This is a genomic window from Chitinophagales bacterium (assembly GCA_017303415.1).
Lineage (GTDB): Bacteria > Bacteroidota > Bacteroidia > Chitinophagales > Chitinophagaceae > SpSt-398.
In genome coordinates this window covers 2,419,331-2,445,189 of record JAFLBJ010000001.1, presented here as the reverse complement: position 1 = coordinate 2,445,189, position 25,859 = coordinate 2,419,331, and the positions used below count along the sequence as shown (strand labels likewise).

Sequence of the window (25,859 nt, the reverse complement as noted above, 5' to 3'; positions counted from 1 at the left end):
AATTACTCCAGCACTCTTTCCGAGATTTTCCCGGTAGCCTTATTCTTCAATATCACTTTCTTCGCTCCATAGTGCGTAACTTCTTCCTTTACGAGGTAGTGTTCCGCATCGTATTCAGTCAGGTGGCTGTCTTTGGATACCCCTACACGTCCCCTCCAGATATCCAGCAGCACAGGTTCCCATTTTTTTGACTTGGATGACCGATAGGCAGCATCCAACACGCAATTCACCACGTATCCATCATAAAATGTTTCTTTTGGCGCACGCCCTTCTTCCATAGCATTAAACATGTCCATGAACATATGGTTATACCCCAATTCATTGAGCTCATCCCCCACAGGAAATACCCAACCGGTATTGCTTTCCGCTTTCTCGGCCACATAGTCAGCTCCTTTTCCGGTGGTGAACATATCAAATCCGGTGCGTAGAAAACTATTGATCCAGATGGTGCCTTCGCTTCCCATCACTTCATCGCGCAGATCGAGTCCACCCCGGAAGGTCCAGCTTACTTCAAACTGACCGATTGCTCCATTCTCATATTTTACCAGGGCAATGGCATGGTCTTCGGCATCAATGGGTTTTACCTGTGTATCAGCCCAACACATGACCTCAACTGGCTTAATGTCTTTTCCAATATAACTCCGCGTAATTTCCACGCAGTGGCAACCCAGGTCAAGAATACATCCTCCACCGGCTTGTTCCAGGTCCCAGAACCAATCACTATGCGGGCCAGGATGGGTTTCACGCGATTTGGCCCAAAGGATACGCCCCAGTGCCCCTGCCTTTACGCTTTCAATCGCTTTTAAGAATTTGGGGGTATATACAAGGTCTTCAAGGTATCCATTAAAGATGCCCGCCTTTTCTACCGCCTCTAACATCCGCTTAGCTTCCTCGGCATTCCTTCCAAGCGGCTTGGTGGTGATCACTGCTTTTTTGTGTTTACAACAAAGCATCACAGCGGCCTCATGTAAATTATTTGGGAGCGAAATACAAACTACCTCCACCTCGGGGTGGGCAATGGAGGCTTCCATGTCTGTGGTCCAATGTCCCACCTTATAATCTTCGGCAAACTTTTTTGCACTTTCCTCACGACGGGAATAGATACTCACGATCTTATCCCTGTTCCGGTATCCTTGCAATGAATCCGCATAGAACCGGCCAATAAAACCGGAACCAAGCATGGAGATCTTCTTCATGATTTGTCTATTTGAGAATTTGGGAATTTGAAATTTTTAGGCCTCCGCGACTTCCTTTTTCTCCCGGAAGAACGCTATGAAATATACCAAAACGGCAGCGGCGATTACAGCCGGTACAAACCAGATATTTGTCCAGTTGTGTTGTTTTTTGGCCACCTGGTATTTGTCCACAACAATACCGGAGAACCAGGTACCGATCACCATACCTAAACCATATGTGGCAAACGTGAATAGTCCCTGAGCGGCATTCTTGATTTTTTCACCGGCTTTTTTCTCGGTGTACATATATCCGGTTACAAAGAAGAAGTCATAACAAATACCATGTAAAATAATACCAGCGTAAAGCATCCAGGCATTGGCGCCATTATCGCCATAGGCAAACAAGATGTAACGGCCAATCCAGGCCAGCATACCCAGGATGAGCATTTTTTTCACCCCAATGCTATTGAACAGGAATGGAATGGCCAGAATGAATACGGCTTCAGATACCTGTCCCATGGTCATTTTACCAGCAGCTTTGTCTACACCCAGTTCATTCAGGAAGGGATTAGCAAAACCATAGTAAAAAGAAAGCGGGATACAGATCAGGATGGCGGCAATGAAAAAGACGAGATAGGGACGGCTTTTAAACAAAACAAAAGCCTCTGTACCGAGGGCCTTGGCGGCCGATCCGTCGGTTTTTCCCCCTTTGGGAGGTGTATTTGGCAGTGCAAAACTCAATAGTCCCAGCAAAGCCGAAGCACCTGCAGCCACATGAAAAGTGGTAGCCGATTTTTCGATCCCCATTTGCGAGATCATTAACCCGGCAATGATCCATCCTATAGTGCCAAATACCCGGATCCAGGGAAACTGTTTTCCCGGATCACTCATTTGGTGAAAGGCAATACTGTTTGACAACGCGATGGTAGGCATATAAGCCAGCGAGTATAAAAGTATGATCCATTTAAAGGTGGAACCATCCGAGATCTGGGTGGTAAAGAACAAAAGAGCAGCTCCCACCAGGTGCAGTACACCCATGATCTTCTGCGCCTTAAAAAACCGGTCGGCGATCATACCTACAAAGAACGGGGAAACCATGGTGGCCAGGGCAAGCATGGAGTAGGCCTGGCCTTTGAGTTTATCGTCACTACCCAGTTGTTCTCCCATATAAGTTCCCATCGTTACATACCAGGAACTCCAGATGAAATACTGGATCAGCATCATAGCAGCAAGCAAAACGAAAGTAATTGGGCGCATAGAGTTGGTTTTGGTCGTGAAAATTACAGGGTTGACCCTTTACTACCAAAATAATCATGTACATATATTTTCAAACCGTTTATCTTGCGGGGGAGAATGAGACCCACCGAAGATACTTACCGCCACAAAGGACTGCGCCGTAAACTCGTCGATGGTATCCGCGAAAAAGGGATCACCGACGAACGCGTGCTAAATGCCATTGATTCCATTCCCCGTCATTTTTTCCTTGACTCTGCATTTGATGAATTGGCCTATGAGGACAGGGCCTTTCCCATCGGGGAGGATCAGACCATATCCCAGCCTTATACAGTCGCTTATCAATCGCAGCTTTTGGAAGTTAAGCCCTTTGATAAAGTACTGGAAGTAGGCACCGGGAGCGCGTATCAGGCTTGTGTACTGGCCAAAATGGGGGCACAGGTCTTTACCATCGAAAGACAACGAAAACTATTTGATAATAACCGGGCCTTTCAGCACCTCAAATCCTATCCCTCGATCAAATTCTTTTATGGGGATGGATATGAAGGGTTGCCTACCTATGGGCCTTTTGACAGGATACTTATTACCGCCGCCGCTCCGGTGATTCCACCCAAACTCATAGAACAATTAAAACCAGGTGGAATGATGGTACTGCCACTTGGCGCGGGAGAAGTGCAGCAAATGATGCGGCTGACCAAAGAAGAGAACGGAGCCCTGAAAGAAGAGGTCTTTGACCGTTTTTCCTTTGTAAAAATGGTGGAAGGAAAACGATAGTTCGTTAATCTTTTTATTTTATTATCTTTCTCCCACTTTTTATAACCTGACTGCGTCTAACGATCATGCGAATCATCCCTTTTATCATCAGTACCGCCCTTACAGGTGGCCTGGTCTACCTGCTTAATAACCCGATTGGTGAATCCATACCGATGCCATTGGGTAAGTTTTTAAGTCCGCAACATGGATTTTGGCAGAACGCCGAACCTACAGATGCGGATTACAATACCGATCTGGCGCTGCCGGACATCGAAGGCAAGGCAGAGGTCTACCTTGATGAACGCCTGGTGCCCCATATTTTCGCCGACAATGAACGCGATGCCTATTTTGCCCAGGGATATCTTCACGCGCGTTTCCGTCTCTTTCAAATGGACCTTCAGACGCTTGCTGCGGAAGGAAGGGCCAGCGAGATCGCCGGAGAAAAGGCAGTGCGGTTTGACCGGGAGCAACGCCGGCTGGGAATGAAATATGCCGCAGAAAATGCAGTCAAAGCCATTGGCACAAGTGATACGAAATTTGCCTTTGACGCCTATACAGCCGGCGTGAACGCCTATATTTCCTCATTGACCGAAAGTCAATTACCCCTGGAATACAAGATCCTCAATTTTAAACCGGAGAAATGGACGAATTACCGGACAGCCCTCCTTCTGAAGATGATGGCCAAGATGCTTTCGTCTGGTACAGAGAGCGATCTCGCCTATACCAATGCTAAAACCGTTTTCTCGGATGAGGAATTGATAGCGCTTTATCCGCAGGTGAATGATTCATTGATGCCGATCGTTCCCGCCGGAACACCATTTGCCACACCAGGCATTGTGCCCGTAAAACCTGCTATAGCCGATTCCCTTTATCTGGGAAACAAACAAGCTGTCAACATCACCGAGGTTAGCCGCCCCGACAAGAATAATGGTAGTAATAACTGGGTGGTATCCGGTAGCCGCACAGAATCGGGTGCCCCGATTCTGTGTAACGACCCTCACCTCGAACTTTCGCTTCCTTCCATTTGGTACGAACTCCAGGTTGTGACTCCCAAAAGCAATGCCTATGGTGTTTCTCTTCCGGGAAGTCCTTTTGTGATCATCGGTTTCAATGATAGCCTGGCCTGGGGCGTAACGAATGCACAACGGGATGTGAAAGATTATTTTGAAATTAAATTCAGGGATAACTCCAAAAAGGAATACTGGTTCAACGGGCAATGGACCCCCACCACCTTAAAACCCGAGGAAGTGAAGATCAAAGGGGGTAAGGTGGTCTATGACACGGTGGCCTATACCGTTTTTGGACCAGTAATGTATGATGAGAATTTTACCGATGACCTCACCGGTAACCGGAACCTTGCCGTTCGCTGGACCGCCCATGATCCCAGTAATGAAGGGTCAACTTTTTACTATCTCAACCAGGCTAAGAACTATGATGATTATCTGGCCGCTATAAAAAACTTTCAATGCCCCGGTCAAAACTTTGTTTTTGCTTCCAAATCCGGCGATATAGCCATCTGGCAACAAGGGAAGTTTCCGGCGCGCTGGGACCGGCAGGGTATCTATGTGATGCCAGGAACGGATAGCAGCTTTATGTGGCAGGGATTTATTCCCCAGGAAGAAAATCCGCACAGCAAGAACCCCACCCTGGGGTATTTGTTCAGTGCCAACCAACGACCGGTGGATTCTACCTATCCCTATTTTATTCCAGGCTCGTATATCACCCCTCGTGGGGTTACCATCGCGAAGGAATTGTCCTCCATGGACAAGGTAACAGTAAGGGATATGATGAACCTGCAATCCAATTATCGCAACTCACTGGCAGAAAATCTGGTACCGTTATTACTTAAATATGTACGTGAGAATGATCTGAATGGGGAAGAAAAGAAATTCCTCGATATTCTGCGGACATGGGACCTCCGGGGTGATCCCGACTCCAAGGGCCAGACGGTATTCCAATGTTGGTATGATAGCCTGGAACAGGAAATTTGGCGAGATGATATTGGGCAAACAAAACCCATGACCCCATTACCGGATGAACAGGTTACCATCGAATGGCTTTTAAAAGATTCAGCCATGAAGTATGTTGACAACCGCAATACTCCGGTAGTAGAGACGCTCGCGGATGTCATTACCATTTCTTTGAAAAAATCCATTCCGAACCTGCAAAAAGCAGAGGCTGAAAACCGCCTGAATTGGTCCGCCTTTAAAAATCCGACGGTTTATCACCTGCTTAAAGAATCCCTGCTCCCCTTCGCCAGAAAGGGTTTGCATGTAGGTGGTAGTGGATATATAGTAAACGCTATGACCCATAGCCATGGCCCAAGCTGGAGAATGATCATTGATTTGTCTGGTAAAACCACGGGCTACGGCGTTTACCCCGGTGGACAGAACGGAAATCCGGGTAGCCGCTTCTACGATAATTTCGTGGATACCTGGGTTGAAGGGAAATACAATACCCTCTGGTTTATGCACGAGGCCGATCGTGCCAGTGAAATGGTCAAATGGAAAATAACATTTAGCAAGTCTTAAAATAGTTTACATGAAATTTTTTGTAGCCACCCTTCTGACTGCCGCACTCGCATTTATTGCCGGGCTAAAATTTCCCTGGTGGGGGATAGCCGTAGTGGCCTTTTTGGTTGCCGCATTGGTACACCAAAAACCAGGAAAAGCTTTTCTGTCTGGATTTTTGGCCTTGTTTATTCTGTGGGGTATTCTCGCTTTTCGAATTGATATGGCCAACCAGGGCATCCTTTCCAGACGCATTGCTGAATTACTTCCATTGCAAGGAAACAGGTACCTGTTGATTCTGGTTACGGCCCTGGTAGGTGGCCTGGTCGCAGGACTGGCCGCTTTGAGTGGAAGCTTTCTGCGTCAAAGTAAATGATCGTTTATACATCTGTTAAATCTAACCCAACTTTGAATACAGCCGCGCAGGTTCTCTGCGCGGCTATTATTTTCGCCGGAACCTATACGCTATGATTCGATCTTTACTTCTGCTTCTCGTAAGTTTTATTTCTATTTTCTCCTATGCCGGTCGCATATCCGGAACCGTCACCGATGAATCGGGAGCGGCACTTGGATTTGCCTCCGTTTATATCAAAGGCACTACCCGGGGCACTACCGCTAACAGCCAGGGTAAATATTTTTTGAACCTTGATCCGGGTACCTATACCATCGTTTGCCAATATGTGGGCTACCAGCGTCAGGAAAAGGAGGTCAGAATAGGAGTGGAGTCCGTGGTGCAGGATTTTGTACTCCCCATTCAGGCTTCCACGCTGGGAGAAGTTGTGATCCGGAATGGTGAAGACCCGGCTTATGAGGTCATTCGCCAGGCGATAAAGAAAAGAGATTTTTATAATAAACAAGTAGACTCCTTTGTGGTGGATGTTTACATCAAGGGACTGATGCGTTCCCGCGGCCTACCCAAGAAATTCTTTGGTCAGGAAATTGAGATCGATTCTTCCGATGGGTTGGACTCATTGGGCAGGGGAATACTTTTTTTGTCCGAATCCGTGACCAGGGTTTCCTATAAAGAACCCAATAAGGTCAAATTTGATGTGATTTCTTCCCGGCAAAGCGGAGGAGGGATCGGATTGAGTTTTCCCTTCTTTATCAGTTTTTACCAAAATAATGTGGTCCTGCTTGACAACGCGATCAATAAAAGAGGTTTTATTTCACCCATCGCCGATAATGCCCTTCATTATTACCGGTATAAATTGGAAGGCACTTTTTTTGAAGACAAGAAAATGATCAACCGGATCAAAGTGATCCCCCGCCGGAAAAATGAACCACTTTTCTCCGGATATATTAACATCGTGGAAGATGATTGGCGTATTCATAGTCTGGAATTGCTTACCACCAAAGAGTACCAGCTCGAATTGCTCGATTCCCTTCGGGTAACCCAGGACCATGTTCCGGTTTCTCCTGAAATATGGCGTACCAAGAATCAGGTCATCTATCTGGCTACCAAGAAATTCGGGTTTGATATAACCGGAAACTTTGTCAATGTGTACAATGATTATGACCTCGATCCGGGCTTTACCAAAAAGACCTTTGGACGGGTGTTCATGAAATACGATAGTGCCTATAACAAAAAAGACAGTCTGTATTGGGACCAGGTAAGACCTGTGCCGCTGGAAGCGGATGAGAAGCAGGACTATAAGTTTAAGGATTCTGTGGCCGTGATTGAAAGGGATTCGATGTTCTCCCGGGCACGGCTTGATTCGCTCCGAAAAAATCAGAAACCGGTTACCCTTAAGAACATCATTTGGTCGGGCACCTACCGGAATATTTACAATTCCAAATTTGTGGGCAACTACCGGATCGAACCCCTGATCCCTAAATTGCAGTATAACACCGTAGAGGGATTGGCCATGCAGGTAATTCAGCGCCTCCGTATTTTTCCCCGAAAGGCAAAACAGGAGTATCGATTGGATTGGTACACCCGGTACGGGTTTAGCAACGGGCATCTGAATTCTTTTGCTGATTTTACCATCCGGCAACGTAACCAATCCTACCGAAACAGATACTTGAAATTCTCCGGTGGTAAACGCCTGTCCCAGTTTAACCAGGAGGAACCTATTGACCCCTTATCCAATACGGTCTACACCCTGATCGCAAAAAAGAACTATGCCAAGTTCTATGAGAACTGGTTTGGGGGCATTGAATACCACAATAAATTTGAGAATGGCCTGGACTGTAAGGTGAACCTGGTTTATGAGGACCGTTTGCCCGTTCAAAACAGCACCGATTTCTCTTTCTTTAATAAAGACCGGGTCTTCCTGCCTAACCATCCTTATGAACTGACCAGTATCCCCTTTAATAGGCATCAGGCTTTGGTGGCCGGTATAACGTTCCAATACCAACCCGGGCAACGCTATATTGAAATGCCCCGAAATAAGATACCTATCGGGTCTAACTGGCCCACTTTTGAATTGCAGTATAACAAAGGGATAAATAAGCTGGCCGGGAGCGATGTGGATTTTGATAAATGGAAATTCTCAGTGTTTGATAATATCAATCTTAAATTAAAAGGTGAGTTCCGGTATCGTCTGAGCATCGGAGGTTTCCTGAATGATAAACAGGTCGAGATTCCCGATCTGCAGCATTTTAACGGAAACCAGACCTTTTACAATACCAAATACCTGAATAGCTTTCAACTGGCCCCTTATTACAGGTACAGCAATTCAGAAGCCTTCTATTTTGTGGGACATGCCGAACACCATTTCAACGGGCTCCTCACGAATAAGATCCCTTTATTCAATCGGCTAAAATGGAACCTGGTGGCAGGAGCCAATACATTTTATGTCAACCGGAATAATTACTATGTGGAAGGGTTTGTTGGATTGGAAAATATTTTCAAGGTTTTCCGGGTGGATTTTGTGACGGCCTGGCAACCCGGTACCGGAAACAGCTATGGGGTAAGGATAGGACTTGGAGGGATATTTGATGGACGTGTGCGGTTCACCAGAGATTGATCAATATATTAGTTTCTCGCAGCGCCCGCAACGTTCTTAGCGGTCGCTGCGAGAAACCAAAAAACCGGGTTATTTTTGCAGCATGAAGGTGCTTCACAACCGAATCTCACGCAAAGAACTAAAAGAGCGTATCCTTAATGACCCTACGCCCCGGACCACCATCTCTTTTTACCAGTACTTTTTTATTGAAGACCCGCAGGCTTTTCGCAATGCGCTTTACCTGCAGTTGACTGAACTTGGTGTTCTTGGTCGTATCTATGTCGCTTCCGAAGGCATCAATGCCCAGATCAATGTGCCCACCGAAAACCTTGAAAAATTCCGCCAAACCCTTGATGCCATTCCCGGTCTGGAGAATTTACGTTTAAATATTGCGGTTGATGACAACGGCAAATCCTTTTTTGTGCTGGATATAAGGGTCAAACGAAGAATTGTGGCCGATGGCATTACGGACAAGGGTTTTGATATGCAAAACAAGGGACGGTATGTTAATGCCGAAGAATTCAACCGGCTGACCGAAGACCCGGATACGATCGTGATCGATATGCGAAACCATTATGAATTCGAGGTAGGCCATTTTGATAAGGCGATCGAAATCCCCAGTGACACCTTCCGCGAGCAATTGCCCATGGCTGTGGATATGATGAAGGATAAGAAGGAGAAGAATATCATCATGTATTGTACCGGGGGTATCCGTTGTGAAAAGGCCAGCGCCTTTATGAAGCATAAGGGGTTTACCAATGTATTCCATCTGGAAGGAGGGATCATTCATTATACCCGTCAGGCACGGGAAAAAGGGCTTCCCAATAAATTCATTGGGAAAAACTTTGTATTTGATGACCGCCTTGGAGAACGGATATCAGCGGATGTGATCGCCCAATGCCACCAATGTGGAAAACCTTGTGATACGCATGTGAATTGCGTGAATGAAGCCTGTCACTTGCTTTTTATCCAATGCGAGGAATGCAAGGTAAAGTATGAAGGCTGCTGCAGTACAGAGTGTCAGGAGTTTATCCATCTTCCGGAAGAAGTGCAGAAAGAGAAAAGAAAGGGTATTGATAAGGGGCGTAATGTGTTTAACAAGTCGAGGTCACAAAAGAGAAAAGTGTAAGTCACCTTCACTCTATCCATGCCACACAAACCGGCTTTGGAAGTTCAATCCGCTCTCCACTATCACTCAAAAATCCGGTTGCTTTATCCACTTTAAAAATGACCACATTATTGCTGTTCTGATTTGCAGCAAGTATAAAGGCTCCCGTGGGATCGAAATTAAAATTGCGGGGTGTTTTTCCTTCGGTCGAAACATGGTCTGCTAGGGACAACAATCCTGTTCCTTGCTGGATCTTGAAAATGCCGATCGTATTCGACTCTGCGCGGTTGGATGCATACAGAAATTGGCCATCTGCAGCGACATGGATATCCGCACTGCCGGCAGGGCCCAGATAGTCCAGCGGCTGCGCTGAAATATTCTGACGCAGCAATAATTTTCCCTTTTGAAATTCATACACGGCGATCGTCCCGGTAAGTTCTTCCAGCAGGTAAACAAATTTTCCATCGGGAGAGAAGCTCAAGTGTCTGGGGCCTGCGCCGGCTTCGCTGGGAGCAACGGGAGATTTTGCCGGGACAAGCGTTCCCTTTTTAGCATTGAAAGCATAGACCCGCAGAATATCGGTACCCAGATCGGGTACGAGCAGGAATTTATTATCCGGAGAAAAAACCGTAGCGTGGACATGCGGCCCTTCCTGTCTTTCGGTGTTTACACTGGAACCCTCGTGCTGGATGACCTGTGTGGCCTTTCCGAGGCTGCCATCCCTTTGTACCGGGAAGAGAGCCAGTGTACCACTGCTATAGTTTCCTACAGCCACCCACTTGCCGGTTTTATCAAGAGCAATATAACAGGGGTGATCACCTGCTGCATCTGCCTGATTCAAAAAAGTAAGTGTACCGTTGGTCTTGTTAAAAGAGTAGGCGCTTATCTTACCGGGTCTATCTTCATTTACTGCATACACAAAATCCCCGTTTTTGGAAATAGCCAGGAAAGACGGGTTGCTTGACTCCACTGTGCTGACCAGATCTGCTTTTCCCGTGGCAGTATTAAACCGGTAAACATAGATTCCCTTGCTGCCTGTACCCGTATAGGTTCCCAGGATCAAATAAGGCTGGTTCGATTGCGGGCTGGCCTGTAGAAAGAAAAACAGGCCGATCAGCATGGTTAGGGATCTTCTCATGATCTGTTAAAGGCTTTAAGAATTGAGTTACGAATTTAACATCTTGTCATCAAACCTTGGCCTGCCTTTTTCATCTTATAGGTAAATACAATTTCTGAACATAAAAAACACCAGCTATGAAACGAATTTTTACCCTCTCTCTTTTACTGATCGGTTTAACCGTTCTATTGGGTTCCTGTACCAAACGAGGATTCTATGATGATGAGGACTACTGGCTTCGCCAGGAGCGGGGTGTTGTAGTCTATAGCAGCAGCTATTGTAACTATTTTGTGGTGGAAACCTTTGATGGATATACGATCCTACGTGCGTCAGGCGGGTTTATGCCTTTTGAAGGAGATGTTGTATATGGCGACCTGAGTTATTATGGGTACAGTACCTTTTACAATTTTACCTCGGGACGTACTTTTCAGGGAACGGTAACTGATTATTGGTTGAACTATTTTACCGCACAGGATAAGATCGACTATTATTGTTATTAGGAATTTCCTGCAGCGTTCGCAGGGCTTCCTGCGAGCGCTGCGAGAATCCTATATTCAACCTGCTTTTAGGTTTTCCAAACTTTCAATCACTTTTGATTCCACTTCAGACTCACTCCATTCTTCCGGTTTGAAAGGCTCGCCGATTACTTTTTCGTAAAGTTCAATATAGCGTTGTGAGATCTCCTTTACCCATGCATCCGACATCTCCGGCACTGTTTGGCCTTCTTTTCCCATAAACCCGTTTGCGATCAGCCATTCCCGCACAAATTCTTTACTCAGTTGTTTTTGTCTTTCTCCTTTTGCCTGTCTTTCGGCAAAGCCTTCTGCATAAAAATAGCGGGAGCTGTCCGGGGTATGGATCTCATCCATTAAAAAGATATCTCCATCCAATTTGCCAAATTCATATTTGGTATCTGCCAGAATCAAACCCCGACTGGCGGCAATGGCCTTTCCCCGTTCAAAAAGTTGAAGGGTATATTTTTCGAGTATGTCCCATTCTTCAGCGGTGGCCAGTCCTTTTTCGATGATCTCGTCAGGACTGATATCCTCATCGTGTCCTTCTTCCGCCTTGGTGGAAGGAGTGATGATGGGGTGGGGGAAGAAGTCATTCTCTTTCATCCCTTCCGCCATCTCAGCGCCACAAAGTATCCTTTTACCCGATTGGTAGGTTCGCCAGGAATGCCCGGTCATGTTCCCCCGGACCACCATTTCGATCCGGAAAGGGACACATTTCTTCCCCAAGGAAACATGGGGGGCGGGTGTATCAACCAGCCAGTTAGGACAGATATCCCGTGTGGCATTCAACATGTGGGCGGCGATCTGGTTCAATACCTGGCCCTTGAACGGAATGGGGCGGGGGAGTATCACATCAAACGCAGAAATACGATTGCTGGCTACCATGACCAGCCACTTATCAGCGATCGTGTAGACGTCCCGGACCTTGCCCCGGTAGAAGGCCGTTTGTGATGGAAAATGAAGGGATGACATAGACAGTTGGAATTGCCGCAAAACTATTGATTCGCACCCGATTTTCCCGGTGAAAAACCTTTCTTATTAATTAAAAATTAAATTTTTAGATGAATATTACAATCCTTATTTTACATTTGATTTTATAAACCAAATCATATAATTATGAGAAAAAGCTTGCGCTGTTTGGCCATGTGCCTGATAGCGGGCCTGGCTTCGATTGCTGCCTTTGCTCAGACTATCACAATTAAGGGGACCGTCCGGAATGCGGGCACCAAGCAAACCGTTCCTGCGGTTTCGGTGACCATCAAAGGAACATCGGTTGGTACTTACACGGATGAGAATGGAAATTTCTCCTTCACGACCACACAGAAAGCACCTTTTACCCTGGTTGTTTCCTCGATCAATTTTGAAACCCAGGAGGTTGCTGTTTCTGACCCCTCCGCCAGCATTGAAGTTTCTATCGTTGCCACTTCGGCCCTCGGCCAGGAAGTGGTGGTAGCCGCTACCCGTTCCGTTCAAAGGGCTTTGGACGCTCCTGTAACCATCGAAAGACTGGGTGGAGCCAATTTACGCGCCATCGCCGCTCCCAATTATTATGATGCCATTACCAACCTGAAAGGGGTGGATATGCATACAGCCAGTCTTACCTTCCGTACGGTGACCACCCGCGGATTTGTAAGCAGTGGTAATACCCGTCTCAACCAGTTGATCGACGGTATGGATAATATGGCCCCCGGTTTGAACTTCGCCGTAGGTAATATCCTCGGTGTAACCGAACTGGATGTGGACAATATCGAATTACTTTCCGGTGCCTCTTCCGCACTCTATGGTTCGGGAGGTATGAACGGAACCCTGCTGATCAATAGTAAGAACCCATTTAAATACCAGGGTTTGAGCTTTAACCTCAAACAAGGTGTAATGCATACGGATGGTAAACAACGTAGTGCTTCTCCTTACTATGATTGGACCATCCGTTGGGCCAAAAATCATAAGGACAAATGGGCATTCAAGATCAACGCCCAATTCCTTAAAGCAAATGATTGGCAAGCCGATGATATTAGCAATGTGCAACGGAACAACGTATTGAGTAAGATCGTTCCGGGAAATCGCCAAACAGACCCCAACTACGACGGGGTTAACGTATATGGCGATGAAACATCCGCCAATATGTTCCAGGTCACTCAATCTGTTCAGGAGAGCTATCGCGCCGGAATTGCCGTAGCATCCGGTGGTGCCATTCCCAATATCGTTACCACCCTGAATGGGCTGATCCCTTCTAATGCAACACCCGCACAGATCAATACCATCCTGTCCACAGCCTTCGGTTCCAATGCGGCACTGTTGTCTACGATCAATCAAATGTTCCCATTCTATTGGGGATTGCGTAATAACCTGGTGCCTAACCAAAACGTTTCCCGTACCGGTTATAACGAGCGTGACCTGGTGGATTACAATACGCTTAACTTTAAATTCAACGCCGGTTTCCACTATAAGATCACACCGGGTATCGAAGCTTCGTGGAATACTTTCTGGGGTGCCGGTACTACCGTTTATACAGGTGCAGACCGCTATTCACTCCGCAATTTCAAAATGGCCCAGCATAAACTGGAAGTGCGTCATAAGAACTGGTTTGTTCGTGGCTACACTACCCAGGAAAATGCCGGAGAAGCGTATAATGCCACCGTACTTGGCCGGTTAATGCAGGAGGCCTTCAAGAGCAGTAATGTTTGGTATCCTACCTATATCGGGAACTATCTCGGATATAAATTAAATGTGCTTGGAGCCGGATTGCCTGCAGACGAATATGGCGCCCACCTGTTTGCCCGTAATGCGGCGGATGTGGGCCGACCCCTTCCAGGTAGCGCTGCTTTCAATACGCTGAAAGAAAATATCATGACCACCGCCATTCCTGCCGGTGCCAAATTCCTCGATCGTACCGACCTGTACTCAACAGAGGGTCAGTTGAACCTCTCCGATGTACTCGGCTTCAGCGAGAAATTGGAAGTAATCACCGGAGCGAACTGGAAATTATATAACCTGAATTCCCGCGGAACCATTTTCGCCGATACCACCGGACCCATCAAAGTTTCGGAGTTTGGTGGATATGTTCAGCTGCGTAAGAAATTATTCAACGATGCCCTTACTCTTACCGCCGCTGGCCGGTATGATAAGCACAAGAACTTTGATGGCCGTTTCACACCCCGCTTTACAGCGGTGTTGAAAGTGGCTAAAGACAATAACCTGCGTGTCTCTTACCAGACCGCCTATCGTTTCCCCACCAACCAGAACCAGTATATCAACCTGAACGTAGGTTCCGGTATCCTGATCGGTGGTATTCCTGAGTTCCAGACCTATTATGGCCTGAACTCAAACCCGGGTTATACAGCTGAGTCCATCGCCGCAGCAAGAACTGCAAATAACACCAACCTCCTGGTACAGGCACAATACAAAGGCATGAAACCAGAGAGCGTGGTCTCTACCGAGGTAGGATATAAAGGGGTTATCGCTAAGCGATTACTGGTTGATGCCTATTACTATTTCAGCACCTACGACAACTTCCTGGCCTCCGTGGCCATCGGACAATCCACTACCGGAAACCCCAGTGGAATCCTGAACCCCCTCACCACCCGCAATCTTTCTTACAATGAAAATGCGGAGAATGATGTGAATGCCAAAGGATGGGGAATTGGATTGGAATATCAGATCGCCCGTGGGTTCGTATTAAGTGGTAACGCCTATTCCGATGTGCTCAACGATGTGCCCGTTGGTTTTGTAACCTTCTTCAATGCACCCAAATACCGGGTTAACCTTGGTCTCCGCAACGATAATTTCATCAAGAACATCGGATTCAATTTCCTGATGAAATGGCAGGATGAAGTGTATTACGAAGGAACCTTCGTTACAGGTACCCTACCATCCATCCTCACCGCCGATATTCAGTTCACCTACAAAGTACCCAATACCAAAGGCGTTTTCCGCATTGGTGGTACCAATATCGCCAATACCTATCGCCGCACCGGTTATGGTAGCCCGGCCGTGGGTGGGTTGTATTATGTGAGCTATGGATATAATTTGTTTTAGTTCGAGGGGGGCGTGAGAGACGTGAGGCGTGAGGCGTGAGACGTGAGGGGTGAGGGGTGAATAGTGAGCAGTGAATGGTGAATAGTGAATTACCTAAATAAGAAAAGGTCAATAGTATTTACTATTGACCTTTTCTTTATTTTCTATTCACTATTCACCATTCACTATTCACCTCTCACACCTCACGTCTCACGCTTCACGTTTCTCACCCCTCACGTCTCACGTCTCACGTCTCTCACGCCTCCCGCCTCAATTCAGCCCCAACGTCGTCTTTCCAATCCTCACCCCATTCTGAAATACAAGTAATTGATAGGTTCCGGCAAGGAACTCATCAGGACTAAGGGAAAAGAGAATATTATGAGGTTCGCCCTTGGTATAATCAAATCTCACTTTCCGGGTAAAACTGATCCGGCCTTCTGTACGGGTATCAAAACTACCCGATCCCCAAATATCCTCGGTAATGGTCTTTCCATTGGGGTCTTTTACCACAATGACCAATTCAGCATTGGGAAAATTCATGGCATTGTTTTGTACATCAAATGAGATCACCAGTTTCTTGGCCTTTTTGGAGGAAGCAGTAGGTACTTCCTTGTTTCCGGAGCGCAGGTTCATAGCCTTGAGACTGGTTGATGTGGCGACAAAAAGAGAGGCGTCAACTACCTGGCGCGTAAGTTTCTTGTTTTCCTCATCCAATTTACGGATACCGTTCTGGAGGGAATCAACCTGGGTGTTCAATTGGGCCATTACATCCGTCAGGCGACCTCTTTCCTTTTCCAGGTCAGTATTTTGAACCTGCATGTCTTCCACCCGAAAACGGAGTTCCCGGATCATATCCCGGGCACTTTGCAGATCAGTCGAAGAGATATTCTGTTTTTTCAAAATAGCCTGGATCTGGCTTTTCAGCCGTTGAATTTCCTGAAGTTTTCCGCTTAATTGACCCTGAAGGGAATCAACAGAGGGGGTATTTAAGGAACCGGCCAGAGAGGAATTCATGAGAACAGCCTGCATACTATCCAGGTACGGCTTTACAATAGCCTGAGTATCAATAACAATTTGCTTGGAAGGCAATTGTCCAACGACCTTGTTCTTATCATAGAGGTGATAGATCCAGGTGCCAACCAGGCCAAAAGAAAGCAAGACCAGCAGTAGCGATTTGTTGTCCTTCATAATTTTAAACTGCTTAAAAATAAGAAATAAGGAATAATAAAAAAGAAATAAGGAAGGGGGGTAACCAATCGGTACCCCCCTTCCTTATTTCTTATTCAGTATTTCTAATTCCTGATTCTTATCCAAAAATACCACCTTTCTTCAGTGAGCGTGTGCCTTCACCGATCTTGAAACCATTGTGGTAAACTTCGATCTTGTAGTCACCGGTGGTGAAACCAGACCATTGGATCGGGAGTTGAAGGTTTTTACGGGTTCCCTGATTGTAGTTGATAGAGAGTTTGCTGGTAAAGGTGCGTTCGCCATCATTCCGTGTGCTCAGGTTGCCGGAACCAAGGGTAGCAGCATCAGAAATGATCTTTCCATCGGGGGCAGTTACCATGATATAGATATCGGCAGGGCCAGATTTAGCGATGCGGTTTTCTACATCAAAGGAAACAACCAGTTTGTCCACTTTCTTGGCGGTGCTGGTGGTTTTTTCCTTCCCGTTCTTTCTTTCGTTAACAGGAGTGATCTGGATATTGGAGGCGCTGAAAGTAGAACCTACATCCACTGTACGGAGGGCTTCATCCTTTTCAGCAGCGGTTACGGTAAGATTTTCGGTTAGGACCTGCTTTTCCGAGGTCAATTGGGCGTTATCAGAGGTTAGTTGCTGGTTTTGGGCCGTCAACTGGGCAATTTCTGTTTCGTAGCTGGTGATCTTATCATTCAGTTGACCGATCATGGATTTAAGCTTAGCTACCTCAGATGCCGAAGCATTTTTTGCTTTGAGGGCGGTGCGGATCTGGTTTTTAAGGTCCATGATCTCTTTTTGGCGCTCGCTCAACTGGCCTTCTTTGAGGTTATTGTCACCGGTCAGGGAATCCAATCGAAGAACGGCCTCATCATAGGCATACTTCAGGGAGTCGAACTGATTGGTGACTGAAGTGATCTTTGTATCCTTCAGACCCAGGGTCTCATTGGTTTTGTTCTTGTCATACAGCAGATATCCCCAGGTTCCCAGTAAACCGGCAGCCAGAATACCGATCAGGATATTCTTGTTCGAATTGCTCTTGGGTTTGGTTTCCTGCGGAGTGGCCGATGGATAGTTTGTGTTTGTCATCGTTATGGGTTTTAATATGGGTTTTTCAAAATTATTTTTTTCCGAAAGCCCGGCAGTGAACTTATTCTTCACATACCTGAACAACTCCATTTTCTAAAACCGTGCCAAAAACTAAAAAATTGAACGGGTAAGGTGTCAGCAAAATTTCAAACGTACATTTGCGAAAGCCTGTATCTTAGCGTCTTATGTCGGTAGAAAAGATAATATCGGATTGGGAAAAAAGAGTATTCAAGCCTGTTTATTGGCTTGAAGGGGAGGAGGAATACTTTATAGATAAGGTGATGCACTATGCCGAACATAAGATTCTTTCTGAAGCAGAAGCTGGTTTCAACCTCACCGTATTCTATGGCCGGGATGCTTCCTGGGCCGATGTGATCAATGCTTGCAGGCGGTATCCCATGTTTGCGGAGAGGCAGGTCGTACTGCTCAAAGAAGCCCAGCAGATGCGCGAAATTGATAAACTGGAGCCTTATATCGACGCCCCTTCCTCCACCACGGTCTTTGTGGTATCCTATAAAGACAAAAAAGTGGATGGCCGGAGTAAACTGGCCAAACTGCTAAAGGAAAAAGGGGTGATGCTGACCACAAAAAGGATGTACGAGGATAAGGTGCCCCAATGGACCCACGAAATGGTCAAAGGTAAAGGGTATGCTATTTCCGAAAAAGCAGCCCGGCTATTGGTTGACCATACAGGAAATGACCTTTCCCGGATCGAGAATGAGGTGGAGAAAATACTCGTCAACCTGGGGAAGAAAAAGACCATCACCGAAGAAGATATCGAAGCCTTTATTGGTATTAGTAAGGATTATAACGTTTTTGAGCTGCAGGCAGCCATTGCTACGCGCGACCTCCCCAAGGCCTTACGCATCATCCAGTACTTTGGTGCCAATCCAAAAGCCGGCCCGATTCAACTGGTATTGCCATCCCTGTATGGCTATTTCAGCAAGGTCTTTATGATCCATGGTCTGAATACGCGGGATGAAAAAGTCATTGCAGCCTCCGCCGGCATTCCTCCCTTTTTTGTAAAAGACTATCTGGTGGCAGCCAGAAATTTCGATTACCAGGGCACAGAACGTATTCTTTTGCTACTGCATGAGTATAATTTGAAAAGTATTGGGGTACATCATGTCGATACGGAAGATGCCTCCCTGTTAAAGGAAATGGTGGTGAAAATGATGCAACCCTGACCCGGGTTCCACAGTCTTTCCGACGCATATTTCTTTAAACTATATTTGTAAAAAACCACACAATGAAGAAGACATTTTTGGCCATTTTGATCTTTGCCAGCATAGGATTGGTCAGTTGTTTTGATGTATTTAACGACGTTACGATTAAGGAGGATGGAAGTGGAGTCATGTCCACGAAAGTAGATATGAGTGCGATGATGGGTATGCTGGCCGGAATGGGTGGCATGGGCGAAGAGAAGGTAAAAATGGATACAAGTTTTGTGTTGGGAATGATGGTGGATTCAGTCGAGAATCTCACCAAAGAGGAAAAAGATCTTTTCCGCCAGGCTTCGGTATCCATGAACATGGACAGTGAAGAAGGAGCTATGGTTGTTAACCTTGACATCCCCTTTAAAAAAATGGAAGACCTGGCCCAGATCCGCGATATTATGAAGAAGGCGGATTTTATGGGTAAAAGCCTGAGCAAATTAGGTGGTAAAACAGGAGGAGAAGACACCGAAGAAGCGGGAGATCCAATTCCCGGATTGACAGTTGGTGGAAAGGAACCTGGTATTCCCAGTCCCGATGATTATTTTGAATATTCCTATGCCAAGGGTAAGATTTCCCGAAAGCAGATCTCCGAAAAGATCGGTGCTTTGGCCAATGATGAAGTGCTTTCCAAAATGAAAGAAATGATCGAACAGGGAGTACCGGCCATGCGTACCGTTTATACCATCCATTTACCACGTCCGGTGAAAAAAGCCGAAGGTAAAAATGTTGTAGTATCAGATGATAAAAAGACGGTCACTGTAGAGAATACCCTTGATGAATTGTTTGACGACCCTTCCAAATTCGAATTTGAGATCGAATTCTAAAGCACATTCAGGCTATCTACCTTATCCTGGCGGATCTGTGCCACCAAATCTTCCAGGTTATCATACTTCACCTCCTCACGGAGGTGTTTTTTTAGGTAGACCCGAAGGGTTTTGCCATAAATATCCCGGTTGAATTCAAAGAGATTGACCTCGATGACACGTTGCTTGCCATCTACCGTTGGGCGAAACCCGATACTCATCATTCCTTTGATTCTTTCTTCTTCGCCTAAAACCTGGGCATAGACTGCATAGATCCCGTCACCAGGTGTGATCTTTTCCTCATTGGCGATACGAAGATTGGCCGTTGGAAATCCCAGTTGCCGTCCCAACTTATTCCCATGTACCACTTCGCCATCAAAAAAGAAGGGATATCCCAACAGGTCATTGGCCAATTCCACCTGATGTTGGAGAATGGCCTCCCGAATGCGGGTAGAGCTGATAGATACTTCGCGAAGAATATGTTTGGGGATCTCTTTTAATCGAAATCCATAATGGGCAGCCTGTTCTTCCAACATAAGATAATTTCCCTGACGGTCTTTCCCAAACCGATGATCGTACCCGATGATGACCGTATGAGGGTGAAAACGCGCCACCAAAAAGTCGTGGATATAGGCATCTGCCGTTTGGTTCGCAAAAGCTTCGGTAAATGGAACAACCACCAAATGGTCAATTCCGGCCTGTTCCAGCAGATCAATACGCTCTTCCAGCGTGTTGAGAAGCCGGATGCCTAAAATGGTGGAGGAGACCACTTTCCGGGGATGAGGGTGAAAGGTGATCAGAACGGTCTCGCCCCCAACCTTGGCCGCCTCCTCACGAAGGTGGTGGATGATCTGCCGATGGCCCTGGTGGACGCCATCAAAGGTGCCGATGGTGACAACGGCATTACGGAAGGGGGGTAATTGGTCTAATTCGCGGTGTACCTGCATAAACAGGTGCAAAACTAACAGATAATAATTAGTTTTGCCCCCTATTATGAGTCTCTATTCCAAACGTGGGGTTTCGGCCCAAAAAGAGGAAGTTCATGCTGCCACCCGGCACCTCGATCAGGGTCTGTATCCGAAGGCTTTTTGCAAGGTTTATGCAGATGTAATCGGTGGAGATGCCGATTGGGTCAACGTGATGCATGCAGACGGGGCAGGAACCAAAAGTATCCTGGCTTATTTATATTGGAAGGAGACCGGTGATATCAGCGTTTGGAAAGGGATCGCCCAGGACGCGATCGTAATGAACCTGGATGATCTGCTCTGTGTCGGGATTACGGATCAACTCTTGTTCTCCTCCACCATTGACCGCAATAAAAACCGGATACCTGGTGAGGTTTTACAGGCCGTGATACAAGGCAGCCAGGAGTTCTTTGATACTATGCGAGGTTTTGGTGTCAACATCAACTTCATGGGTGGAGAAACCGCCGATGTGGGTGATCTGGTTCGGACCATTGCCGTAAATGGTACCATGACCGCTCGCTGGCCAAAGAACAAATTGGTGACCAACGAAGGGATCAAGTCCGGTCAGGTGATTGTGGGATTGGCCTCTTTTGGTCGAACCAGGTATGAAACCGAATACAATAGTGGTGTTGCCAGTAATGGGCTAACCAGCGCCCGGCATGATGTACTGAGCAAATATTACGCGGAACAATTCCCGGAAACTTATGAACCCACCTTGTCACCGGATGTGGTTTATATCGGCCCTCATCGTATGACCGATATAATATCCGTTTCCGGACATGGGGAAATCGAAGTGGGGAAATTATTGCTTAGTCCCACCCGTACCTTTGCTCCTGTAATGAAGGCGCTCTTTGAAGAACATCGTGCCTCCATCCATGGACTGATCCATTGCAGTGGGGGAGGACAAACCAAATGTCTCAAATACATCCCCGAAGATATACACCTCATAAAAGACAATCTCTTTACACCTCCCATTATTTTTAATATCATTCAAAAAGCCAGCGGCTCCGATGACCGGGAAATGTACCAGGTATTCAATATGGGTACACGCATGGAGATCTATACCGACGAAAATGCAGCCGAAAGCATCATAGGTATTGCCAACGAATTTGGTGTCGATGCTCAGGTTATTGGGAGGGTAGAATCATCTTCTAAAAAGGAATTGACGATAAAGGCGGGCCACGTTACTATTCACTATTAAAATTTCCCCTTCCGCTCTGGATGGATGATTATCCTAAATATTGATTTCCCGAATTTTACGTTAATTTGCACAAAACGCACCCATGCAAGTACCAATCGTAGAATTGAAGGATGTAAACGTGTATCAGGGAAATAGCCTCATTCTCGAAAAAGTGAATCTTCAGGTAACCGGTGGCGAATTCGTCTACCTCGTGGGAAAGACCGGCACCGGTAAATCCAGCTTGCTAAAAACACTCTATGGCGAATTACCGATGAAAGAAGGAGAAGGCCGGGTGGCTGATATCGACCTGAAAGGCCTTACCTGGAAGAAAGTTCCTTTCCTGCGTCGTAAAATGGGTGTTGTTTTCCAGGATTTCCAATTGCTGACCGACCGCAATGTAAATGAGAATTTGAAATTTGTCCTGAAAGCAACGGGTTGGAAAGACGAAAAGCTGATCCAGGAAAAAATAAATGATGTACTCGATAAGGTAGGTCTTCGTGCGAAAGGATTTAAAATGCCCTTCGAACTCAGTGGAGGGGAACAACAGCGGGTAGATATTGCCAGGGCCTTACTAAACTCTCCTAAACTTTTGCTGGCTGACGAACCTACCGGAAACCTCGATCCCGAGACTTCAGACGAGATCATGCACCTCTTGTTTAGTATTTGTAAAGATTATGGTGCTGCCATCATCATGGCCACACATGACTATATGGTGATCCACAAATTCAAAGCCCGTGTAGTGAAAACAGAAAAAGGGAAAGTGATCGATAACGCTACCATAGAAGTCGAATAAGCTGCTCTGCATTTCGGGTATTATTGAAATGCGTCTCCATGATCCGGTTTCGCAACCGGATTTCCTCCTCCGCAAACGGCAAATGATATAACTGCGCCACAATTGACGCCAAGGCGTCCGCTGTGTTTCCGATGTGACAGGCTTCTTCCAAACCCGTTCCTTCAATGGCCGCATCATTTACCAGACAATGCTTCCCATGGCAAAGGGCCTGTATCACTTTAAGTTTAACACCTGTATGGTTAAAGGAGGGAAGAATATTGATATGCGCCTTGCCCATCAGATCCTGTAATTCCTTATCGGATGGATCGGATACCAGACAGGTGTGTTGGGCCAGGTGAGCTACCGTCTTTAACCGACGGGAAGGATTTCGACCGGCAACTACAAAGGGAAGCCGGATCTTGGTGAACACCTGTTCCAATAGCCAGAGTGCGGCTTTTTCATTCTCGGCCACTTCAAGATTTCCGTGGTAGAGACAAAAACTGCCCATGCCTTGTTCAGCGGTTATTTCCTGGCAGGGAATGAACACAGGCAATACCGAAACGTTCTTTTTCTCAAATGCTTCCCTGAATGTGCAGGCATCCTTTTCAGAGATACATAAAATTGGTAAGCTGTCCGGAAGGCTTTTTTCATAGCGCCTCAAGAGCCAACTCTCCACCCGGTAATACAATTTTTTTGAAAATGACTTCCCACATCGCGCCAACTGTCGGTAATACACCGATTCCACATTGTGCGCACGCAGAAATACCTTTCGGTTCTTTTCCATTAATTCCTTCAGGAACCCCGTACAATGAATGCCTTCCATTAAAATTGGATGGCTATCCTTTTCAAGGCGTGTTAACAGGGCAGGTACCCGCCTTGATTGAACGATATAGGGTCTATGTCCGGTAACACTTTTCCACCCGGTGGCACGCGGATAGTAATGCACCTCATCACAATAATTCTCTAATTCCAGATCTGGTTTACGCTTGTATTCAAAACAATGGAGAATGATTCCTACACCCTGCTCATGTAAGGCTTTGATCTTGTAAAAAAGATCCATGGCGCCTCCATAATCCGGCGGGTAGGGGATGTCGTGGCAAATGATATGTAATTTTCTTTCACTCAAAGCCGGAATAATGTCTCATAAAAACCAACCAACTGTACCTCCTCATTTTCCCAGGTTAGCTGGGTGACTGCCAGCAGGCATTGGGTACGAAGCCTGTTATATAGAACAGGATCATGATACAAATTGTTTACCGCCTTGGCAATCGTTTCAGGTAAAAGGTCATTTATTAATACGGCTACCTCAAACTGGCCATTGACCCGGGCATATTCCGGGTAATTCATGGTTACCTGGGGCAAACCAGCCTGAATATAATCAAAGAACTTATTGGCCAGGGAAAAATACTGGTTCAGGCCCTGTCGCTGAAAGGGATTGATCCCGATCAAGGCCCGGCTTGTGTAGGATCGTAATGCCTCCGGCTCTAACATACCTGTCAGCCTTACTCTTTCAGAAAGGTTTCTTTGCGCGATCATCTGCCTGATCTCCTGCATTGCATTCCCATCACCGGCTATCACAAGTGGAATCTCAATCCCGTCCATGGCTTCGAGCAGTTGTTCCAATCCCCTTCCTTTATTAACAGCCCCCTGGTATAAAAGAAATGGCTCCCGATCTGTATTCGTTTGCGTCACCTTTTGGTGAGGGAGGTTTCGGATAACGGAATAGCGCACACCAAACTCCTTTTCAAATGCCTCTGCAATTGAAAGACAAACGGTATAACCATTGGGAAATCGTGGGATCAGCCATCTTTCCAATCCATGCCAGATGCGATATATCCGTGGCCGGCTTATCACTTCTTCCATTTGCGAAAAGAATTCGTGGGCATCATATACCCGGCGTATCCCCCGCAATCGCGAAACGCAATAAACCGGGAGAAGGGTATCCATATCGATCCCGCAGATCAGATCAGCCTTTTGAAAAAGAAGGAAGAAAAATAAGCGGATATTATACTCTGCATAGAAAAGCGGTCCACGGGAAAACCAACAACGCAACCGTTTTTGTTGAAAGGGTCTTGGAACCAGGGCAGGGGAGTCCTTCCTCTTTCTGCCAATCAAAACCACCTCATAGCCTTGCGTGGCAAGGGTACCACAAATACGGCCCATGCGTTGATCATACCGAAGATCATTGGTGACTGTGAAGAGTAAACGTTTCAAGAAACCTGGTTTGAAGGGTTGCAGGAACGATAGATCTTTTCAATCGCGGCAACGGTACGCAAACCATCTTCAGCACCTGTATATAAACCCGTTTGTCCATTGAGACGCGCCACCACCTGCTCGTACACCAGATCATGATTGCTCATGGAACCCACATACGTACCATAATCATTGGCCGAGCGGGAGTCACCTGCTACTTCCCCCTCCAATCCATTCCCGGTTTTATATTCAAGGGTATTCAGGTATTGGCCGCCAATTTTTACCGAGCCTTTCTCACCCAGGATCGTCATGGAGCCTTCCATATTCTGCTCATAACTACTTACCGAAAAATGAAGGGTAAACAAAGCCCCGTTTTCCATTTCGCCTGCACATACAACATTGTCTTCGGTCTCGATGAGACCCTCCAACAACAGGTTTTTCCGGAGGCTATGTACTTCTTTAATTTCTCCAAAATACCACGTGAGCAGATCTATAAAATGACTGAATTGGGTAAACAGGATACCACCATCCATATCAAGACTCCCTTTCCAACTGTGTTGATAATAAGAGGCGGGGCGGTTCCAAAAACCATTAATCTGAATGGCAACGATCTTTCCAAGTTTGCCTTCATCCAGCCATTTTTTTACGGCCTGAACAGGGGGGTTAAACCGGTTTTGCTTGACCACAAAGAGTTGCTTACGGAAAAAATGAGCCGTATCCCGCATGCTCCATCCAGCAGGGGAGCAAAGACACATCGGTTTTTCACAAAGCACATGCCGGCCCTGCTGAAGCGATTTTATCGTATGTTCTGCATGTAATCCATTCGGGGTGGCTACTACAACCACATTGACAGTTGGTTCCTTTTCCAGCATCTCATCAAAGGAGGTATAATCCCGACAGGAATAGGTCTGGGCCAATGCTTTTGCCCGTTCAGGTAAAATATCACAAACCGCCACCAGCTTTCCGTGACGGACGATCTGGGCCGCATGACGCGGGGCAATATTCCCGCAACCAACAATGGCAAATTGAAGATCCATGAGCGCCAAAGATACCAAAAAGAAACCCATGA

At 46.5% G+C, this 25,859-nt stretch carries 21 protein-coding genes; 11 read left to right on the top strand and 10 right to left on the bottom strand.

The genetic code is table 11. The features are described 5' to 3' along the window. Positions 1-2: 2 nt before the first annotated feature. Positions 3-1,196 carry a Gfo/Idh/MocA family oxidoreductase gene (locus J0M30_10515; protein MBN8667925.1) on the bottom strand — a complete coding sequence of 398 codons (1,194 nt, stop codon included), beginning with the start codon at positions 1,194-1,196 and terminating at the stop codon, positions 3-5. Positions 1,197-1,232: 36 nt separating this feature from the next. After that, positions 1,233-2,432, bottom strand: coding sequence for a nucleoside permease (locus J0M30_10510; protein MBN8667924.1), 1,200 nt, complete (start codon positions 2,430-2,432; stop codon positions 1,233-1,235). A gap of 96 nt (positions 2,433-2,528) precedes the next feature. Between J0M30_10510 and J0M30_10505 the strand changes: the two genes are divergently transcribed. The 5 genes from J0M30_10505 to J0M30_10485 all read left to right on the top strand — a co-directional run bounded on the left by J0M30_10505 (position 2,529) and on the right by J0M30_10485 (position 9,748). Then, positions 2,529-3,182 carry a protein-L-isoaspartate(D-aspartate) O-methyltransferase gene (locus J0M30_10505; protein MBN8667923.1) on the top strand — a complete coding sequence of 218 codons (654 nt, stop codon included), beginning with the start codon at positions 2,529-2,531 and terminating at the stop codon, positions 3,180-3,182. 65 nt (positions 3,183-3,247) lie between these two features. Next, complete coding sequence (locus tag J0M30_10500) at positions 3,248-5,692, top strand: penicillin acylase family protein (GenBank protein ID MBN8667922.1); 2,445 nt, start codon at positions 3,248-3,250, stop codon at positions 5,690-5,692. A 10-nt stretch (positions 5,693-5,702) separates the two neighbouring features. Further along, the gene (locus J0M30_10495; protein MBN8667921.1) at positions 5,703-6,047 is read left to right on the top strand and encodes a hypothetical protein; all 345 of its coding nucleotides are present in this window, start codon (positions 5,703-5,705) and stop codon (positions 6,045-6,047) included. 91 nt (positions 6,048-6,138) lie between these two features. Then, positions 6,139-8,640 (top strand): carboxypeptidase-like regulatory domain-containing protein, encoded by a 2,502-nt coding sequence (locus tag J0M30_10490; GenBank protein ID MBN8667920.1) that lies wholly within the window; start codon positions 6,139-6,141, stop codon positions 8,638-8,640. Positions 8,641-8,722: 82 nt separating this feature from the next. Then, positions 8,723-9,748, top strand: coding sequence for a rhodanese-related sulfurtransferase (locus tag J0M30_10485; protein MBN8667919.1), 1,026 nt, complete (start codon positions 8,723-8,725; stop codon positions 9,746-9,748). Positions 9,749-9,755: 7 nt separating this feature from the next. Here the strand turns inward: J0M30_10485 and J0M30_10480 are convergent, their stop codons facing one another. After that, positions 9,756-10,865 (bottom strand): lactonase family protein, encoded by a 1,110-nt coding sequence (locus J0M30_10480; protein MBN8667918.1) that lies wholly within the window; start codon positions 10,863-10,865, stop codon positions 9,756-9,758. A gap of 116 nt (positions 10,866-10,981) precedes the next feature. Between J0M30_10480 and J0M30_10475 the strand changes: the two genes are divergently transcribed. Further along, on the top strand, positions 10,982-11,344 hold the full coding sequence (locus J0M30_10475) for a hypothetical protein (protein ID MBN8667917.1): 363 nt from the start codon (positions 10,982-10,984) through the stop codon (positions 11,342-11,344). A gap of 54 nt (positions 11,345-11,398) precedes the next feature. Here J0M30_10475 and J0M30_10470 read toward each other — a convergent pair whose 3' ends face one another. Further along, the gene (locus J0M30_10470) at positions 11,399-12,331 is read right to left on the bottom strand and encodes a phosphoribosylaminoimidazolesuccinocarboxamide synthase (protein ID MBN8667916.1); all 933 of its coding nucleotides are present in this window, start codon (positions 12,329-12,331) and stop codon (positions 11,399-11,401) included. A gap of 144 nt (positions 12,332-12,475) precedes the next feature. Here J0M30_10470 and J0M30_10465 point away from each other — a divergent pair, with 144 nt between their 5' ends. Continuing rightward, the gene (locus J0M30_10465) at positions 12,476-15,394 is read left to right on the top strand and encodes a TonB-dependent receptor (GenBank protein ID MBN8667915.1); all 2,919 of its coding nucleotides are present in this window, start codon (positions 12,476-12,478) and stop codon (positions 15,392-15,394) included. A 249-nt stretch (positions 15,395-15,643) separates the two neighbouring features. Here J0M30_10465 and J0M30_10460 read toward each other — a convergent pair whose 3' ends face one another. Both J0M30_10460 and J0M30_10455 read right to left on the bottom strand, forming a co-directional pair. Next, a complete protein-coding gene (locus J0M30_10460; GenBank protein ID MBN8667914.1) occupies positions 15,644-16,561 on the bottom strand; it encodes a hypothetical protein in 918 nt (305 codons plus the stop codon). A 118-nt stretch (positions 16,562-16,679) separates the two neighbouring features. Continuing rightward, the gene (locus tag J0M30_10455) at positions 16,680-17,660 is read right to left on the bottom strand and encodes a hypothetical protein (protein ID MBN8667913.1); all 981 of its coding nucleotides are present in this window, start codon (positions 17,658-17,660) and stop codon (positions 16,680-16,682) included. A 185-nt stretch (positions 17,661-17,845) separates the two neighbouring features. Between J0M30_10455 and holA the strand changes: the two genes are divergently transcribed. Together holA and J0M30_10445 are read left to right on the top strand one after the other, a co-directional pair. Further along, the gene (gene holA, locus J0M30_10450) at positions 17,846-18,847 is read left to right on the top strand and encodes a DNA polymerase III subunit delta (protein MBN8667912.1); all 1,002 of its coding nucleotides are present in this window, start codon (positions 17,846-17,848) and stop codon (positions 18,845-18,847) included. A gap of 62 nt (positions 18,848-18,909) precedes the next feature. Beyond that, entirely contained in the window at positions 18,910-19,701 is a 792-nt protein-coding gene (locus J0M30_10445; protein ID MBN8667911.1) for a hypothetical protein, read from the top strand. Here the strand turns inward: J0M30_10445 and J0M30_10440 are convergent. Next, positions 19,698-20,627, bottom strand: a complete 930-nt coding sequence (locus J0M30_10440; GenBank protein ID MBN8667910.1) for a bifunctional riboflavin kinase/FAD synthetase — start codon at positions 20,625-20,627, stop codon at positions 19,698-19,700. The genes J0M30_10445 and J0M30_10440 overlap by 4 nt on opposite strands. A 46-nt stretch (positions 20,628-20,673) precedes the next feature. Between J0M30_10440 and J0M30_10435 the strand changes: the two genes are divergently transcribed. Both J0M30_10435 and J0M30_10430 read left to right on the top strand, forming a co-directional pair. After that, positions 20,674-21,846 (top strand): phosphoribosylformylglycinamidine cyclo-ligase, encoded by a 1,173-nt coding sequence (locus J0M30_10435; GenBank protein MBN8667909.1) that lies wholly within the window; start codon positions 20,674-20,676, stop codon positions 21,844-21,846. An 82-nt stretch (positions 21,847-21,928) separates the two neighbouring features. Next, positions 21,929-22,618: an ATP-binding cassette domain-containing protein gene (locus J0M30_10430; protein ID MBN8667908.1), complete on the top strand. Its 690-nt coding sequence runs from the start codon at positions 21,929-21,931 to the stop codon at positions 22,616-22,618. Here J0M30_10430 and J0M30_10425 read toward each other — a convergent pair. The 3 genes from J0M30_10425 to J0M30_10415 all read right to left on the bottom strand — a co-directional run bounded on the left by J0M30_10425 (position 22,599) and on the right by J0M30_10415 (position 25,857). Beyond that, the gene (locus J0M30_10425) at positions 22,599-23,657 is read right to left on the bottom strand and encodes a glycosyltransferase (GenBank protein MBN8667907.1); all 1,059 of its coding nucleotides are present in this window, start codon (positions 23,655-23,657) and stop codon (positions 22,599-22,601) included. The two genes, J0M30_10430 and J0M30_10425, sit on opposite strands and share 20 nt — an antisense overlap. A gap of 62 nt (positions 23,658-23,719) precedes the next feature. Continuing rightward, a complete protein-coding gene (locus tag J0M30_10420; GenBank protein ID MBN8667906.1) occupies positions 23,720-24,811 on the bottom strand; it encodes a glycosyltransferase in 1,092 nt (363 codons plus the stop codon). Further along, positions 24,808-25,857, bottom strand: coding sequence for a Gfo/Idh/MocA family oxidoreductase (locus tag J0M30_10415; protein ID MBN8667905.1), 1,050 nt, complete (start codon positions 25,855-25,857; stop codon positions 24,808-24,810). The genes J0M30_10420 and J0M30_10415 overlap by 4 nt, the downstream gene beginning before the upstream one ends. Between the last annotated feature and the right edge of the window lie 2 nt (positions 25,858-25,859).

Excerpts from the sequence above, each read along its gene's own strand:
- J0M30_10515 (MBN8667925.1), bottom strand. The coding sequence starts at position 1,196 with ATGAAGAAGATCTCCATGCTTGGTTCCGGTTTTATTGGCCGGTTCTAT.
- J0M30_10510 (MBN8667924.1), bottom strand. The coding sequence starts at position 2,432 with ATGCGCCCAATTACTTTCGTTTTGCTTGCTGCTATGATGCTGATCCAG.
- J0M30_10505 (MBN8667923.1), top strand. The coding sequence starts at position 2,529 with ATGAGACCCACCGAAGATACTTACCGCCACAAAGGACTGCGCCGTAAA.
- J0M30_10500 (MBN8667922.1), top strand. The coding sequence starts at position 3,248 with ATGCGAATCATCCCTTTTATCATCAGTACCGCCCTTACAGGTGGCCTG.
- J0M30_10495 (MBN8667921.1), top strand. The coding sequence starts at position 5,703 with ATGAAATTTTTTGTAGCCACCCTTCTGACTGCCGCACTCGCATTTATT.
- J0M30_10490 (MBN8667920.1), top strand. The coding sequence starts at position 6,139 with ATGATTCGATCTTTACTTCTGCTTCTCGTAAGTTTTATTTCTATTTTC.
- J0M30_10485 (MBN8667919.1), top strand. The coding sequence starts at position 8,723 with ATGAAGGTGCTTCACAACCGAATCTCACGCAAAGAACTAAAAGAGCGT.
- J0M30_10480 (MBN8667918.1), bottom strand. The coding sequence starts at position 10,865 with ATGAGAAGATCCCTAACCATGCTGATCGGCCTGTTTTTCTTTCTACAG.
- J0M30_10475 (MBN8667917.1), top strand. The coding sequence starts at position 10,982 with ATGAAACGAATTTTTACCCTCTCTCTTTTACTGATCGGTTTAACCGTT.
- J0M30_10470 (MBN8667916.1), bottom strand. The coding sequence starts at position 12,331 with ATGTCATCCCTTCATTTTCCATCACAAACGGCCTTCTACCGGGGCAAG.
- J0M30_10465 (MBN8667915.1), top strand. The coding sequence starts at position 12,476 with ATGAGAAAAAGCTTGCGCTGTTTGGCCATGTGCCTGATAGCGGGCCTG.
- J0M30_10460 (MBN8667914.1), bottom strand. The coding sequence starts at position 16,561 with ATGAAGGACAACAAATCGCTACTGCTGGTCTTGCTTTCTTTTGGCCTG.
- J0M30_10455 (MBN8667913.1), bottom strand. The coding sequence starts at position 17,660 with ATGACAAACACAAACTATCCATCGGCCACTCCGCAGGAAACCAAACCC.
- holA (MBN8667912.1), top strand. The coding sequence starts at position 17,846 with ATGTCGGTAGAAAAGATAATATCGGATTGGGAAAAAAGAGTATTCAAG.
- J0M30_10445 (MBN8667911.1), top strand. The coding sequence starts at position 18,910 with ATGAAGAAGACATTTTTGGCCATTTTGATCTTTGCCAGCATAGGATTG.
- J0M30_10440 (MBN8667910.1), bottom strand. The coding sequence starts at position 20,627 with ATGCAGGTACACCGCGAATTAGACCAATTACCCCCCTTCCGTAATGCC.
- J0M30_10435 (MBN8667909.1), top strand. The coding sequence starts at position 20,674 with ATGAGTCTCTATTCCAAACGTGGGGTTTCGGCCCAAAAAGAGGAAGTT.
- J0M30_10430 (MBN8667908.1), top strand. The coding sequence starts at position 21,929 with ATGCAAGTACCAATCGTAGAATTGAAGGATGTAAACGTGTATCAGGGA.
- J0M30_10425 (MBN8667907.1), bottom strand. The coding sequence starts at position 23,657 with ATGGATCTTTTTTACAAGATCAAAGCCTTACATGAGCAGGGTGTAGGA.
- J0M30_10415 (MBN8667905.1), bottom strand. The coding sequence starts at position 25,857 with ATGGGTTTCTTTTTGGTATCTTTGGCGCTCATGGATCTTCAATTTGCC.